The 16,196-nt window shown below is 45.3% G+C and carries 10 protein-coding genes; 7 read left to right on the top strand and 3 right to left on the bottom strand.

Going from position 1 to position 16,196, the window contains the following annotated elements; genetic code table 11:
* Positions 1 to 272: 272 nt before the first annotated feature.
* Both G7035_RS03485 and G7035_RS03480 read left to right on the top strand, forming a co-directional pair.
* Complete coding sequence (locus tag G7035_RS03485) at positions 273 to 1,217, top strand: copper amine oxidase N-terminal domain-containing protein (protein ID WP_019686295.1); 945 nt, start codon at positions 273 to 275, stop codon at positions 1,215 to 1,217.
* Between the two features lie 5 nt (positions 1,218 to 1,222).
* Positions 1,223 to 4,501 (top strand): DUF5704 domain-containing protein, encoded by a 3,279-nt coding sequence (locus G7035_RS03480; RefSeq protein WP_019686296.1) that lies wholly within the window; start codon positions 1,223 to 1,225, stop codon positions 4,499 to 4,501.
* A 159-nt stretch (positions 4,502 to 4,660) separates the two neighbouring features.
* Here the strand turns inward: G7035_RS03480 and G7035_RS03475 are convergent, their stop codons facing one another.
* Complete coding sequence (locus tag G7035_RS03475) at positions 4,661 to 5,866, bottom strand: DUF4179 domain-containing protein (RefSeq protein ID WP_019686297.1); 1,206 nt, start codon at positions 5,864 to 5,866, stop codon at positions 4,661 to 4,663.
* Positions 5,838 to 6,422: an RNA polymerase sigma factor gene (locus G7035_RS03470; protein WP_017426342.1), complete on the bottom strand. Its 585-nt coding sequence runs from the start codon at positions 6,420 to 6,422 to the stop codon at positions 5,838 to 5,840. The genes G7035_RS03475 and G7035_RS03470 overlap by 29 nt, the downstream gene beginning before the upstream one ends.
* A gap of 367 nt (positions 6,423 to 6,789) precedes the next feature.
* On the opposite strand from G7035_RS03470, the gene G7035_RS03465 reads away from it, so the two are divergent.
* Positions 6,790 to 9,306 (top strand): rhamnogalacturonan lyase, encoded by a 2,517-nt coding sequence (locus tag G7035_RS03465; RefSeq protein WP_019686298.1) that lies wholly within the window; start codon positions 6,790 to 6,792, stop codon positions 9,304 to 9,306.
* Positions 9,307 to 9,638: 332 nt separating this feature from the next.
* Here G7035_RS03465 and G7035_RS03460 read toward each other — a convergent pair whose 3' ends face one another.
* Positions 9,639 to 10,685, bottom strand: coding sequence for a substrate-binding domain-containing protein (locus G7035_RS03460; RefSeq protein WP_019686299.1), 1,047 nt, complete (start codon positions 10,683 to 10,685; stop codon positions 9,639 to 9,641).
* Positions 10,686 to 11,198: 513 nt separating this feature from the next.
* Between G7035_RS03460 and G7035_RS03455 the strand changes: the two genes are divergently transcribed.
* From G7035_RS03455 to G7035_RS03440, 4 genes are all read left to right on the top strand, one after another.
* Entirely contained in the window at positions 11,199 to 12,161 is a 963-nt protein-coding gene (locus G7035_RS03455) for an ABC transporter permease (protein ID WP_016821412.1), read from the top strand.
* 15 nt (positions 12,162 to 12,176) lie between these two features.
* Positions 12,177 to 13,058: a carbohydrate ABC transporter permease gene (locus G7035_RS03450; protein WP_013369666.1), complete on the top strand. Its 882-nt coding sequence runs from the start codon at positions 12,177 to 12,179 to the stop codon at positions 13,056 to 13,058.
* A gap of 63 nt (positions 13,059 to 13,121) precedes the next feature.
* Positions 13,122 to 14,711, top strand: a complete 1,590-nt coding sequence (locus tag G7035_RS03445) for an ABC transporter substrate-binding protein (protein WP_019686300.1) — start codon at positions 13,122 to 13,124, stop codon at positions 14,709 to 14,711.
* A gap of 25 nt (positions 14,712 to 14,736) precedes the next feature.
* The gene (locus G7035_RS03440) at positions 14,737 to 16,194 is read left to right on the top strand and encodes a glycoside hydrolase family 32 protein (RefSeq protein WP_029514868.1); all 1,458 of its coding nucleotides are present in this window, start codon (positions 14,737 to 14,739) and stop codon (positions 16,192 to 16,194) included.
* The last annotated feature ends 2 nt before the right edge of the window (positions 16,195 to 16,196 follow it).

Below are 16,196 nucleotides of genomic sequence, written 5' to 3'. Positions count from 1 at the left end.
ATTGGATGATGCTGGAACAATTTATATGGTATGGACTGATATATTCATAGTTTTTGCGCGTGAAGCACACGGGCTGTTTCTTCCTTCTAAGGGAGAGGCAGCCCTTTTTTGTTGCTATATTAATCACTTTTCTTATAGATTTTGTAATTGGTAAACCCTATAATAAATAAGTTGTATCCAGTATTTTCCGAAAGTGGGGATGCGATAAGTTATGAGATTAGAGATGATATACATAGCTTAAAAGTTGAAGAAGACAAAGGGGATCGAGAGAGATGAGTATGAAAAAATGGATGCTGAGTTTGACCGCAGTCACGTTGCTATGGGGCGCGGCAAGTACGATTACAACGACGGAGGCGGCAAGTAGCACCAAGCCAATTGAAGTCTTACTAAATGCGAAAAAAATACAGTTCCCAGATGCCAAACCTTTTCAGGATGGTAATGATTATGTCATGGTTCCAATCCGGTTTGTATCCGAGGCATTGGGCGCTAAGGTGGGCTGGGAGAAAACAGGCGGCCAATTAGCCGTGTCGATTAAGAATGATGCACATGCCGTTAACATGACAGTGGGACAAAACACCGCTACTGTCGATGGGCAGACCAAAACATACGAGACGAAAATTATTTTGAAGCAAAACCGCACTTTCGTGCCGCTACGGTTAGTAAGTGAGGGTTTGGGACAGACGGTGGAGTGGGATAAGGTCAGCCGCTGGGTCTGGATTGGGAAGAAGGAAATCGCCGCATTAGAGGATACAGGGCATCAGGCGGTGAGTATTGAGCCGTATAAAAAGGCGTTTACGTCTAACCCATATCTTCTTAAGAAAGTTGATGGTGGAACCTATAATAAAGTTATGTTTTTTAAACAGTCAACTTTACCCATTAAGTTGCTCAGAGACGTTTATTCAATTGAGCCGTACATCAATGCAAAAGGAACACCATACTTGAAAGTGAGAGTAAAAACCCACTCTCTGTCTGGAAGTATTTTCTTTATTACTAAATATGGTGATACCAGACATCGATATGCTGTTGATCAATTGACGATTGACAACGGTGACGGAACCAAGATGCAATATTTTCCGATTTACTCATCTGCAGATGAAGTATTTCAAGGTATAAAAAATTATAAATCCTTTAAATTACAAGATATTCAGTTTATTGGTCTACCTTTATTAGCAAATGATTATATTCCGCTAATGGTCAATCCGTGGAAGGGAAATTAATTGTGATGATGACTAAACGAGTTTGGGGCTTATTGCTGGTGGGAGTACTGCTATTCTTGCAGCTTCCGCCTTTTTCTTTTGGTACCAACAATGCAGCAGCCGATACAGAGATAACACCACTTTCATACTTTCAAGATAAGAATGACCGGTATTTTGTTGGAATGATGTATTTTGATATGTGGAGAAACACAGCAAAAGAGTGGGTTACACAGAAGAAGCAGCCCAATATGAATATGCAAGGGGAAGCTACATTCACATATAAATTTAAATTTCCAGGCCGTAGAATCAAAAATGTTGAAGCCTCATTGTATAATCCTGAAAAAAATCAAAGAAATTCAGATTACATTCAATATTTTAATAAATCTCGACAAGATGAATATCAGGATTATATATATCCTATGAGCATTGGAACAGAGGCAAAAGACATTCAGCCTTTCCAAAAACAAGGGATTGGTACGGATACCACTGTGATACCAATTACAGTTAATATGAGATTGAATGCTGATAAACCTAAAAATATAAAAGAAGAGAGCTGTCCTACCTGTGCCAAAGAAGTAGAAGCTTGGCGCATCTACCAGCCCATTCTATTCAAAATCGAACTAGAGAGCGCACTCATCGTCAAGCATTTTACCACTGATGGAAAGTCACTTAACAACGTATTTACACTAATAGAAGATGAACTTAAACCTAATCAACCGTATGATTTCACCCCGCCAACCAATCCGAAATATGAGTATGTGGGTTACAAGAAAAGCACGACAGGTAAACCGCCAAGCGGAGATATTTTGCCGGGAATTGTACCCGGGTTTACCTATGACGGTTCTTTTGAGCAGTTTACCGCTTATTTGTATTACAAAGAAGCTCAGGGCTGTCCTAAGCCTGGAGAAAGCCAAGAGGGAGCGCCCTCAGATTGCCAAGATCATGAACAGCCAACGAAAGGTGTTGTCTGCTCCCGTCCCGTTCCAGGCCTGCGCTTGGAAACTGCCGAACTGGACCCAGTAGTATCTGCCGTGATCAAAGCGGACCAGCGTGGTCGGGAACGATTTGACGTATCCAAAGGTATTCCTACCTCTGAAAGCCTGTACGGTCATGTACAAGCCAAGAGATACCTTTTTCAACATAAGTTTGTGAACATGACGGGTCAGTGTACATATACGGTGAACGTAAAACGGGAATATCGGTTGACCTGGCGGCCTAAGAAAAAGTCTCGGCGGAATGAGACTGTGAAGCGAACTTATACTTACCAAATCGTCCGTCCGTACTCCTATTGGAAGATAGACAATTTGGAGGTATATGGCATCAAGGAGGCTACACTCCGAAACTATGCGTTACCCAATGAAGCAATCACCCTGCGTCCGCAATCCTATACTCCCCCTTCTTATATTGCGGCGACCCAGGGTAACTTTTATCCGCCCCCTGCACCAGGCACAGTGGACGGAGGTAGTCGCAGCAAAAATGGCGGCAGCAGCAAGCCCAGTGTGCCTGATGATCGCAGTGTACTGAAATCTAAGGCAGAGGAGGCAGTTAAGGAAATCGAAGTGGAGAACGATACTTTGACCTTTGAAAACAAGATCATTATGAATCCAGAGCGCGTCAAGGTAAATGGCCCTAAACCAGGTGTGATTCCCTCTTCCGGAGCGATTGGGGCCGATGTGCTGTACAGTCCGAATCATGTGATTGATAAGCATAAGATCAATAAGCCCAACACGCCCAGCAGTGGTAACATCACTTATGCTATTCTCAAAGGAAATATCAATGGAGGTGCGGATAAAACGTTGCCGATACAGGGAATCAATACGGTGACTGTCCACACTCCCGTAGTGAATCTGTCTAAAGTGTCGGATGATGCTGCTCATAATCAGAAAACCCAACCTACGAAGGGGCGATCCGCACTTATTTTGGAGCGTCCTTTCCGAGTGACGATTTCGACAGCAGGTCCGCATTTGAATATTCCCGGCTATGGTGATCGGGAGTATGCCAAATATGTACGAACCAAGCAGGTGCGCTTTCCGTTCGATGTGTACGACCAAGGAAAGACGCATTTTTATCCGCGAGGTACCTGGATCGACATTCCGGTGCTGCAACTGGACACAGACTTTTATTTGCCTGTATGGGTCGATGAAGGCAATTATACAGTCGAGTTCCGCACCATTGCCGAAAATGCATCGGATGGATTCACCGAGCAGCGCCATGCCAACACGGATCTCGCCCATCATGTTGCTAATGATGTGGTGAATATTGAGGTCATCGGACGGATGTATGATTTTCATATCACGGATATTGCAGATTACCATTGGGAGCGTGTATTTCGGCAGCAAAAAGGCAGCCCAATGCATAGCGGTCTGTCCTATTGGACAGGGCTTGGCAATATTGACGGGTTGCCTAGAGGGAACCCGGAGCCCTTCACATTGCCCGTTCGCCCAGGCAGTCACCCACATGAAGGTTATGCAAATGTGGCAGTCAAGACAGGCTATCATTTCAAGTTTGACCTCAAAACCAAAGGCAATATGTTCAGCGCACAGGATGGAATTCGTATTACCCCTTCATTTTATTGGGTGAGCAAAGATGGGCGACAGCGGGAAGCGGTAGATCTGTATACACATGCAGGTAGCCGAAAATTTATCCGTATAGGATCGGCCGAGGACCGGGAGAAACGATATGTTATTTTGAACGAACGGTTACGCAATGTCCCTATGGAGGAAATGCAGGATACAGCAGCCTACCAATATCAACATGGACTGAGTGAAGCAGAGCGAAGTCAGTTAACGCTGGAACGTTATGTGGCGCTGTATGTCCAGCGTATAACACGCAGCAAGACCTGGGTTGGACGCTACGACTGGCTAGTGCTGCCTGCTGCTGCGCGTACCTTGATCGGTCCAAAGACGGACCTGCCGAATGGGGTTGATGCCGATCGTGCGAATGCGGCGATTCAGCGCTGGTATGGCGAGTATAGTCTGCCTGCTGATGTGTACGCCGTTACCAAAGGGACGGATTTGCACGAGGTCAGTCACCGTCAGGAGCTAAACGAGCATACAGATATATTCAAGAAGACAGGCTTTATAGTGGTTCACTTTAATTTGGAATCACTCCGTCAGGGGGACACCAAGCATCCACATTTGCAATATATCAATGGCCCGCTTTTGAACCAATGGCAACTGGAGGGATATCGTAGAGAGATAAAGGACCCGCACGGACACACCTTTCATTTACAGGATGGAGATGTCGTGTTTTATCATGCGGACCAGTCCAGTCGAGACGATTTTCGTTCATTTGTCCCTCACTAATTGGGAGATATACAAATTAAAGATAACCTAAACTTACCCTTTGCTTGTATAACCAGTAAAAAACAGTTGAATAAGCAGGAGAAGGGACGGGTTAATGTAAAGCAAGCCAAATGAGCAAGCCTGGATTCTCATCCAGGCTTGCTCACTCTTGCATTGATGTTATTGGGCTGGCACAGGGATTTTCATTTCCAGTTCTTTGATATACGTTTTGTCGCCTTTCTTCACTTCGTTGCCAACCTTGTCATTCACTTGTCCCACAATGCTCCAGTCGGTAGGCTTGACGGTCAAAGTGAACGGCTTAATCGTTACGTATTTCGTATTCGGCTTGAGAGCATCGTACAGCTCATCCACATGATATTTTGTCTTAGGCTTGCTGTGGAAATAACCGAATTTGCGCTGCTCTAGAATGTTGCCCTGATCATCTGCAATATCGTAATACATCATCGTTGGCGCATACTCTCCCGTCTGCTCCTGAGAAGCAGGCACTTCACCTGTACTGTCCAGCACTAGACGAGTCGTTGTTGAGGTGGATTTCAGCTCCTTCACGGTATAGCTGAAGTTATTGCTGGTCTTCGTCTCATTCGGTTGGACCACAATCATGGTGTTGTCGATTTTCACCGGAACTTTGAATTCATAGGGCTCGTTGACACCTGTCATCGAAGTTTTAACCGTCAACTCAAACTCGTCCGGCAAAGATCCTAACTGCATGAATTCCCCAACGACAGAATTTTTTTTGTGCGGATCATCACCGTATATAAATTGTTGAGAGTCAACCTTTTTTCCATTAATCTGTACTTCGGGATGCTTAAAGTAGCCCTTAAGCTGATTCTTCTCAGGCACTTTATGTGCCTTTACCCATTCGCCATCGCTATTTTCAGTTTTGGCATCCATAGGTACATAAGGGCTTATAGAGCCTTCCGGCAAATTCTCACCTTTACGCTCAATGGAGAAGGACAGGCGTGTACCGTCATACAGAACATCGCTTAATGTGAGTGTAATTCCGTCATGCGTCACACTTTCATTAGGATGACTGAGAATGCCCTTATCTACAGCAGTCTGAATTTCATCCGAGCTCAATCCATAAAAAATACTTCCAATTCCAGGAATTTGCTTGAGTGTGGCCGCCATCGTGGGTGATACAAACCCGGCGCCTACCACTCCTGCCCCTAATATGCCAACTACGGATGCCGCCAGGACAGCCCGTTTTGCAAACTTTGGTTTCGTCGTCTTTCTTTGTATGGCTCTATTTTCAATCTGCTTCATAATTTGATCACTCATACTGCCTCTGGGCATGACAGATTCATGGATCCAATTTTCCAACGGGTCCATTTCACGCTCATAAGGTGGTGTTAGATGTTTGTCCATTAACAAGTCCTCCTTTGCTTCTGTGGTCCAGCAGCTTGCGCCGAAGCCGCTCATATTTTTTGCGGATGGTTGCCGACTTTAAGCCCATGATGCTGCTAATTTCCTCAAAGCTGTATTGCTCGACAGCCTTCAGTAGCAGAATATGACGTTCTTCTGGGGTAAGATAAGTCAGCAGCTCTTCAATCACACTTATATAAGGTGATACTTGGGCGATGGACTCTTGTTCCTTGACCTGCTGAACCAGTTTGAGCCAGCGGCTGTGTTTCCTTTTGATATTCATTAAGTGATGATAGGCTATCTTGTATAGCCATGCCGAGAAGCTGGTCTGTCTGCTGTATTGATGAAGATGCTCATAAGCTCTGATAAAAATGTCCTGAACCGCGTCCTCTGTGGCTTCATGATTCTTCAAAATATAAAAGCAGTAGGTGTACATCTGACGCTCGAATTGCCGAATAATGATTTCATAAGCCTGCTGTTCACCAGCCTTGATACGTTCTATGGCCAGCTCAATCTGGCTGTATTTGTCCTGTGTATCCCCGGGGATGGTTGCCTGCAAGAGCTCACCTCCTTGTATTTATGTCTATATAACAATCGCAACGGGTCATTTTGTGACATCATTTTTGTGGAACCTTGATAGGTATGTATGTTTGATCACAGCTCGTTCATTTTATCATTTTATGATATTCGGATATTCTCACTTCAACTAACATGGTCGACTCACAAAATGGAACGTTTTAAACGGGCTAATGGGGTCATTTCAATAGAAACGGGCAACAACACGGATTTGTGTAGAGAAATACTCGGATATTTAAACGCGTTTGGGGGAACAGCAAAACTATAATAATAAGGAATTTAAATTATGTAAGCGCAATCATTTTCTGTATTTGCTTGTCATCACAATACAATTGAGGAGGACGAATTGGATGGCTCAAAGGAAAGGCGCATGGCAAAAGGGAACTTTGACCGCCGCGTTGGCAGCAATGCTGGCGATGACGGGCACGACTGGAGGAGTGGCTGCGGAAGACTTATCCGAACCCACGCTGCAGGCAGAATCAGCAATCGCAGTAGAACAAAACCGTAGTGGCAGCATTCAGCTGGAAAAGCTGGATCGCGGTCTGGTAGCTGCGGCGACGCAAGAGGGTGTATTTTTAAGCTGGCGGTTATTGGCCCAGGAAGTGAATGGCTACAGTTCAGCAGGGCTGACAGGAGCAGACTTTAACGTATACCGTGATGGCAAGAAAATCGCGACGGTGACGGACAGCACCAATTATCTGGATAAGGAAGGAAACGGAAATGCGGTGTACAGGGTCGCTTCAGTCGTTAAAGGGAAAGAAAAGGATCGCAGTGCCAAAGTGAAGCCATGGCAGCAGGGTTATTATGAGCTTCCTCTGCAAAAGCCTGCTGATAGCGTAACACCCGCAGGTGAATCCTATACTTATTCGGCCAACGATATGAGTGTGGGGGATGTGGACGGAGACGGACAATATGAATTTTTTGTAAAATGGGACCCATCCAACTCCAAAGATGTATCTCAGAAGGGTTATACCGGAAATACGTATGTCGATGCGTATACGTTCGAGGGCAAGCTGCTGTATCGGATTGATCTCGGTGTGAATATTCGCTCAGGTGCCCATTATACACAAATGATGGTGTATGACTTTGACGGCGATGGCAAAGCCGAGCTGATGTTCAAGACCGCTCCGGGGACCAAAACGATTACTTTTGACAAGAAGGGCAAGCCCAAAAAAGAAAAATATATTACCCTGCCCCGTGAGGATCGCAAAGCTGGAATTACACATAAGGACGATTATCGTTTGAGTCGTACGGATTATTATGAGCATGTAGTGAATATGTTCATGAACTGGACGAAGCATGAAGAAGTGGTGAAGGGGCAGTGGCCTGCTACGCTGGAGGAATGCTTTGGTATTGCTCCAAAGTATAACTACCCGTTATCCCGCAAGGATGCGGAAAGCCTGACCGATTACTTTATGGATGTGTATGCTCCTGCGCGGAGTGACAAAAACAAGCTGAGAGAATTTGAAGGCTTCATTGTGGATGGACCAGAGTATTTGACCATTTTCAAAGGAAAAACAGGTACCGAGCTGGAGACGATTCGCTATGAGCCAGAGCGCCATGATGATGGACTTATGTGGGGAGACTACGCTATGGCCCGGATTGAACCTGCTAACCGTGTGGATCGTTTTCTGGCAGGAGTAGCATATCTGGATGGACGCAAACCATACGCCGTATTTGCACGCGGCTATTATACGCGTTCCACCTTGGTCACTTATACGTGGGATGGTCGCCATCTCCAAAAACATTGGATGGTGGACAGTGGCTGGGCACCGATGACCAATCCGTTTAATGATAGTCCGCACGGACGGGATGGAACGGACCCGAAATTCGGCACCTTGACTACACAAGGAGCGCATTCGCTGAGTGCCGCAGACGTGGATGGAGACGGCAAAGACGAAATTGTATATGGCTCCGCCACGATCGACCATGATGGCAGCCTGTTGTACAGCTCGTTTGATGTTATGCCTCCTGAAAGCGCAATTCCGGGCCAAACCGCCAGATTGGGACACGGTGACGCGCTGCATGTGACTGATATTGACCCTGATCGGCCAGGAAAAGAAATCTTTATGGTGCATGAAGGCGGCACCTATGCCCCTTATGGTTATTCGCTGCGGGATGCCAAAACGGGTGAAGTCATCTACGGTGGGTATTCCGGTAAGGATACAGGTCGGGGGATGGTCGGTGACATAGACCCGGATCAGCGAGGACTGGAGACTTGGGCCATAGGCTTGTGGACCGCTGCGGGCAAACAATTGGATACCAAGATGCCGGGTACCAATATGAGTATCAAATGGGCGGCTGATATGACCACACAAATCGTGAACGGGGCGATCGATGTAACCCCAACCATTGAAGATTGGAAACGAGGCACATTACTCACCGCATCAGGTACCAAAACGAACAATTATACCAAGGGAACGCCATCGTTGGTAGCTGACATTTTCGGAGATTGGCGCGAGGAAATGCTTGTCCGTACAGCGGATAGCTCTGCGATTCGTATCTATTTGAGCACCGAGCCTACAACGCATAAATTGTACACGTTGATGCATGACCCGCAGTATCGTGCGGATGTGGCGCGTCAAAATACCGGCTATAACCAGCCGTCCTACACGAGCTTTTACTTTGCATCCGATATGAATTGGGCGAACGTGCCGATTCCCAAGCTCTATACACCAAGAGCCTTGATGAATGAAGAGAGCAGTGACGAAGTGGATGAGGTAGAGGCAACGGAGGTAGATGAAAAAGAAGTCGATGAAACGAAAGTTGATGGAACAAAAGTCGATGGGGCAGAAATAGATGAGAAGGAAATAGAGGGAGAGTCAGCGGTCTCTGTAGTTCCTGTAGTTCCAGCAGAGGATCTATAAACGATTAGCCGGAGACTAAAACTGTAGCACCCCATCCATTAGTTAATACAATTAGTAAAATGGCAAGCCTCTAAATCATCAGAGGCTTGCCATTTTGTATTCTTAAAGTTTAAGAGTTTAGACGATTCTATCCATGGTTGGTGTTTCTGGTTTTAGAACATCTCTAAAATAGCAAATTTGCTGAAAGTAGCGGAGAGAACGGAACGATTGCGAAAAAGCCTCAGCGGTCGCCTTTGTATCCGGATTTTTACCACAAAGCTATTCAATAAAATCCGGATACAACAGCGATTGGAGCAACGTTCCGTTCGCGGAGCGTCGCCAGACCCCCTCTTTTACTTTTCTATTTGTAAAGGAGTCGATTCTCTAAATATCGGCTCAGTTCTGATATGCGTAATCTGATAAGGCCTGGAAGGATCTTTGACTCGCGCCAATAGCATCTCAGCCGCCGTAATCCCCATCTCGTTGTTGTAGATATGCACGGTGGATAAATGAGGCTCTACAATCCGGGATTCAGGAGCGTTATCAAACCCAAACACAGCAATATCTTCGGGAATTTTCAAGTTTTTGTTTTTGAGCGCTTTCATGACACTGACGGCGATAAAATCATTGGCGCACACGAACGCAGATGGAAGCACGCTCATGCCCTCTAATTGTTTATCCATCCAATCCGATTCGGAGAAAAAATTTCGGTCCTGATCAACGATGCAGCAAGATAAATCCACACTTAGGCCTGCTTCGATTAAAGCACGGTTATATCCAACCCACCGCTCGTTGAAGCTTTTGCAATGTTTATAATCCCCAGCAAAACCAATCCGCGCAAATCCACGATCAATCAGGCTTTTGGTAACAGAATAAACGCTATGTTCGTTTTCCATCAACAATAAATCCGCTTTCAAATCAGGATAAAAAATGTCCACCGAGCAATCAATAAAGATTGTAGGCAGTCCCAAACTCGTAACGAGCTCACTATACTGTGGATCGAACATTTCAATACAAATGATTCCGTCAACCTTAGACGCTTCAAAATTATTAGGCAGTGTTCCCGCTTGGATTTCGTTTTCCCGCACAATATGAATAGACAAATTATACCCTTCTGCACTTATTCTTTTTTCCAGCCCACTGATCAGAAAGGAGCCAAAATGCGAGCTGTTCGGCAGATTGCATGTAAACAGGGCAATGTTACCTTGGTTCTTAGGGATGATACTGTCTGTTTCCACATAGGCAAATTGCTTATATTTGAGCTCGATCGCTTTTTTAATGACCTTGTTCCGAGTATCAACCGGGATGCTCTCACTACCGTTAATGGCTTTGGATGCGGTGTTTCGGGAGATTCCCAAAGCGTCAGCAATATCTTGAATGGTGACTTTTTCTTTCTTCATAGACAGGTTCCACCTTCACTTAATAAATGGATTGCTTGAGAGGTACAGTTGCCTCTGCCAACTTTCCGTTCAGACCTAAAATGTATCCTAAATGTATAATAGTTCGCATAAAATAGCAATGTTGAGATTACAAATGTATAAAATATTTTTACATTTGTAAAGTTTATTTAATAGCCTGTATTTATCTTTATCAGATCGAAAAATGAACTGAAATTCAAATTTGTATAAGCTGGATAAAAAAATGCTCATTGAAACAGAGAGGGTACATTAGGGTCGAATAAGTGAAGCGGTCATTGTTAATGGGGAACTTTCAGATTTGGATCATAGGGGATGATTATTTTTGTTTTTTGTTACAAAAGCTCAGAATGACAATAATATTTTGGTCAAATGTAAATAAAATATTTTACAAAAGTTATTGACGAATGATAATTTGATTTGGTAAATTGAAGATGAAAAATGTAAGCCTTTTCAGTTGTCTTGTACAGACGGTTATTACAGATGGGGGGAACGCAAATGGCAAACTTGGCTAAGGCAGCTCAGAGACATGCCGCACTGGGGGAGCAAAGGTCCATTCGCAGCAAGCTAGACTATATTCGCAAAAACTATTTTCTTTACGTACTGCTGGCGCCTGCACTGATTCTTACGATTCTTTTTAAGTATGTTCCGATGTATGGGGCCATTATTGCATTCAAGGATTTTAGCCCGCTTAAAGGGATATGGGGAAGTGACTGGGTTGGACTGAAGTACTTCACTAAATTTTTAGAATCGCCCAATTTTACGGATATTTTCTTTAATACGCTGAAACTGAGCTTCTATGGACTTGTACTCGGGTTTCCTGTACCAATCCTGTTAGCGGTCATGCTGAATCAAATCCGCAAGGCGGGATTGAAAAAGAATATCCAGCTTGTTTTGTACGCCCCTAATTTTATTTCAGTTGTTGTCATTGTGGGTATGTTGTTTATTTTCTTGTCTCCGACCGGACCTTTGAATCAAATCATTGCATCGGTGACCGGCAACCCTGTGATCTTTATGACAGAGCCTGAATATTTTCGCTGGATTTATATCCTGTCTGGAATTTGGCAGGGGGCGGGGTGGTCTTCAATCATTTATGTAGCTGCGCTCGCTAATGTTGATCCCGAACTGCATAATGCGGCAAGTCTGGACGGAGCCAACCTGCTTCAGCGCATATGGCATATTGATTTGCCGACGATTAAACCGATTATGGCGATTGTTTTTATCCTGGCAGCAGGAGGAATTATGTCGATTGGGTTTGAGAAGGCGTATCTTATGCAGACATCCATGAATTTGCCTACTTCTGAAATTATTCCTACCTATGTGTATAAAGTCGGCTTGCAATCCGGCAATTATGCTTATTCTGCGGCGGTCGGGCTGTTTAATTCGGTGATTAATGTGGTTTTGCTGCTGACCGTTAACTTTATCGTCAAGAAGCTCAATGAGGGAGAAGGGCTTTATTAGGAAAGGAGCCTCTTTATGCATGTCAAACATTCCAATCTGGACCGCTTCATCCTAGGTGTGAATTACATTGTGCTCACTTTAGCTGTTTTGATTATTGTAGTTCCCTTGGGTTATATCGTGATTGCTTCGTTTATGGACCCGACCGTTTTGTTAAGCAAAGGGCTATCCTTCCGTATTTCGGATTGGAGTGTGGAGGGATATCGGAAAATTTTGTCCAACCCGGCGATGCTCCGTGGGTTTGCCAATTCGGTGTTCTATTCTTCATGCTTTGCCTTGATCTCTGTGACGGTTTCGATTTGCGCTGGCTATGCCTTATCGGTGAACAGCTTGGTAGGGCGGAATTTCTTTATGACATTGTTTATCATCACCATGTTTTTCAGTGGAGGTCTGATTCCAACCTATTTGTTGGTCAAAAATTTAGGGATGCTGGATACCGTATGGGCTATTCTTCTTCCCGGTGCAATCAATGTGTGGGATCTGATTTTGGCACGAACGTTCTTTAAAGGTGTACCTAATGAATTAAAAGAGGCCGCCAACGTGGACGGAGCCTCGGACTGGACGATATTTTTTAGAATTGTCCTGCCGCTGTCCAAACCCATTATTTTTGTCATTGCGCTATATGCCTTTGTTGGTCAGTGGAATTCTTATTTTGATGCCATGATTTATCTGGATAATGCACAGCTGCATCCGCTTCAATTGGTGCTGAGATCGATCCTGATCCAAAACCAGACGATGCCTGGCATGATTAGTGATCAATTAGCAATGGCGGAACTGAAACGTCTTTCGGAAATGATCAAATATTCATCGATTGTCATATCCAGTCTTCCACTGCTTGTGATGTATCCTTTTTTCCAAAAGTATTTTGAAAAGGGCGTTATGGTCGGCTCTTTAAAATAACAGATGCCGCACACTTCATTTGCTATATGTGCTTTTTACCATTATCCGATGGAGGTCATCCAGATGAAAACAGTCAAAACTGCCTCATTTGCCGCACTGGCGGCGATCTTAGTTCTTTCCGGCTGCGGTAGCAGCAATTCCTCTAATGAAAGCGATGCAACAGATGTGAATGGAAAAGTGACACTCAACTTTTTAACTCAAAGCTCACCACTTGCTCCGGCAGATCCGAACGACAAGCTGATTAACAAACGGCTGGAAGAAAAAACGGGTATTCATATTCGTTGGAAGAATTTTACCAGTGACCAGTTTGTGGAAAAAAGGAATCTGGCTATTGCCAGCGGTGATTTGCCAGATGCAGTGTTCGATGCGGGCTACTCGGATTATGACTTACTCAAGCTGGCCAAAGACGGTGTCATTATTCCGGTGGAGGATTTGATTGAACAACATATGCCGAATTTTAAAAAGGTATTGGAGCATTCACCGGAATATAAAGCGATGTTGACTGCGCCGGATGGACATATTTATTCCTTTCCGTGGATTGAAGAATTGGGAACAGGAAAAGAAGCGATCCAGTCCGTAGATGATTTGCCGTGGATTAATGTGGAGTGGCTGAACAAGCTGGGCTTGTCCATGCCGACAACGACCGAAGAGCTGAAGCAGGTCTTGATTGCCTTTAAAACAAAGGACCCCAACGGCAACGGGCAGGCGGATGAGATTCCATTATCGTTTATAGATAAGCCTGGCGGCGAGGATTTGGCCTTTTTATACGGGGCGTTTGGGCTTGGAGAGAACTGGGATCATACAGTAGTGACGAACGATGGGAAAGTCGTATTTACGGCAGCGGATAACGGATATAAGGAAGCAGTCAAATATATTCATGATTTATACAAGGAAGGGCTGGTGGACATAGAGTCTTCCCAGCAGGATTGGAACACTTATCTGGCCAAAGGGAAGGATCACCGCTATGGTCTGTACTTTACATGGGATAAGGCCAATATTACAGGACCGAATAAAAAATACGATCTCATGCCGCCGCTGGCTGGACCGGATGGACATGTGAATGTTACACGGACGAATGGCATCGGCTTCGATCGCGGGCGCATGGTGATCACCAGTGCTAATAAGAAGCTGGAGGCGACTGCCAAGTGGATTGACCAGCTCTATGATCCGATCCAATCCATACAGAACAATTGGGGAACTTACGGGGATACCAAGCAGAAAAATATTTTTGAGTATGATGCGGCAAAGGGAATGTTGAAGCATCTGCCGCTGGAAGGCTCGGCTCCGGTGGAAATCAGACAAAAGACGAACATCGGCGGTCCGTTAGCTGTATTGGATGAATACTACGGAAAATACACAACCCAGCCGGAAGATGCGACATGGCGATTGGGTTTGCTCAAAAAGGTGATGGTTCCCCATATGCAAGCGGATCATAATTATCCTAAAGTATTTTTCTCTATCGATGAGCTGGATCGTTTGTCGACTATTGAAACCGATCTATTCGCCTATGTTCTCCGTAAACGTACGGAATGGTACCAGAACGGTAAGGTAGAAGAGGAGTGGCCGGAATATTTGCAGGAGCTGAACAGTCTGGGATTACAGGAATGGTTGCAAATCAAGCAAGCGGGCTATGACAGAAGCACAAGTAAATGAATCTTTTTTCGAGGGAGATGAGTATATGAACGTGATTAGGCAAGAGAAATACCGCCCATCCTATCACTTTTCACCGAAAAACGGATGGATGAATGATCCGAATGGAATGGTTTATTATGAAGGGCGCTATCATTTGTTTTATCAGCATCATCCGTTTGGCACCACATGGGGACCTATGCATTGGGGGCATGCTGTCAGCACTGATTTGATGAATTGGGAGGAGCAGCCAATTGCCTTGGAGCCGGATGAGCTAGGAACGATTTTTTCCGGGAGCGCTGTAGTGGATGAACAGGATACATCCGGATTTTTTGGCGGCAAGCCGGGCTTGGTAGCCATTTTCACCCATCATGCTTCGCTTCCGGGGACGGAACAGGTGCGGCAGTGCCAGAGCCTTGCGTATAGTAAAGATTCAGGTGAAAGCTGGATTAAATATGCGGGCAACCCGGTACTGGAGGATGAGCACTGCGTTGATTTTCGGGACCCGAAAGTGTTTTGGCATAAGTCTACAGAGCAGTGGGTGATGGTGCTAGCCTGCGGTCAGACGATTCGAATCTATCATTCTCCGAATCTGAAGGAATGGACTTTTGCCAGTGAATTTGGACACGGTATTGGTAGTCATGATGCGGTGTGGGAATGCCCGGATTTATTTCCGCTATATGTTGATGAGAAACGCGAACAGGTGAAGTGGGTCATGCTCGTAAGCATTGGCGATACCCCGGGGATTCGGGAAGGGTCCAGAACACAGTATTTTACGGGTGAATTTGATGGAACAACATTTGTGGCAGATGCGGAAAGTGAAAAAGTCCGCTGGCTCGATTATGGCAGAGATAACTACGCAGGTGTGTGTTGGTCGGATATCCCGGCAGAGGATGGACGACGCCTGTTTATGGGCTGGATGAGCAACTGGAGATATGCCAATCAGACACCGACGGAGCGCTGGAGAGGTGCCATGTCCATTCCGCGAGAACTCGCACTGGAAACGAGAAAGGGCACAGTTGCGCTTGTTCAGCGCCCTGTTCGGGAGCTGGAGGGATTAAGAACCCCTGTCCTGTCACTCACAGAACCATCTTGGGAGGAAGTGCGGAACGCATTGTCTGCCTTGCAGCTGGATTGCTACGAACTTGTGGCTGAATTTGCAACCACTGGAGACTTTGGCTTTAAAGTGCGGGTAGCGGATGGACAAGAGACACTCGTCGGTTATACTTCCGCCACGCAGGAAGTATACGTAGACCGGACACGGTCTGGTCGCTCGGATTTTCATGAAGACTTTGCAGGCAGACATGGGACCTCATTAACAATCTTACCGGATCGCATGGACATCCGCCTCTATGTAGATCGCTCGTCTATTGAAGTGTTTTTCGATCGCGGACAGGTAGCCATTACCGACTTAATATTTCCTGATGCAGAAGCTAAGACCCTTGAAATATTCTCAGCAGAAGAGCAGGTAACTGTATTTTCACTGGAGCTTTATGCGCTGAAATGAGA

This window comes from Paenibacillus polymyxa, assembly GCF_015710975.1.
Lineage (GTDB): Bacteria > Bacillota > Bacilli > Paenibacillales > Paenibacillaceae > Paenibacillus > Paenibacillus polymyxa.
Note: the sequence above shows the minus strand (reverse complement) of the source record. Positions and strands in the feature narration are given on the sequence as shown.

Bases quoted from the DNA above. Each gene is read 5' to 3' on its own strand.
- G7035_RS03485 (WP_019686295.1), top strand. From the start codon at position 273: ATGAGTATGAAAAAATGGATGCTGAGTTTGACCGCAGTCACGTTGCTA.
- G7035_RS03480 (WP_019686296.1), top strand. From the start codon at position 1,223: ATGATGACTAAACGAGTTTGGGGCTTATTGCTGGTGGGAGTACTGCTA.
- G7035_RS03475 (WP_019686297.1), bottom strand. From the start codon at position 5,866: ATGGACAAACATCTAACACCACCTTATGAGCGTGAAATGGACCCGTTG.
- G7035_RS03465 (WP_019686298.1), top strand. From the start codon at position 6,790: ATGGCTCAAAGGAAAGGCGCATGGCAAAAGGGAACTTTGACCGCCGCG.
- G7035_RS03460 (WP_019686299.1), bottom strand. From the start codon at position 10,685: ATGAAGAAAGAAAAAGTCACCATTCAAGATATTGCTGACGCTTTGGGA.
- G7035_RS03455 (WP_016821412.1), top strand. From the start codon at position 11,199: ATGGCAAACTTGGCTAAGGCAGCTCAGAGACATGCCGCACTGGGGGAG.
- G7035_RS03450 (WP_013369666.1), top strand. From the start codon at position 12,177: ATGCATGTCAAACATTCCAATCTGGACCGCTTCATCCTAGGTGTGAAT.
- G7035_RS03445 (WP_019686300.1), top strand. From the start codon at position 13,122: ATGAAAACAGTCAAAACTGCCTCATTTGCCGCACTGGCGGCGATCTTA.
- G7035_RS03440 (WP_029514868.1), top strand. From the start codon at position 14,737: ATGAACGTGATTAGGCAAGAGAAATACCGCCCATCCTATCACTTTTCA.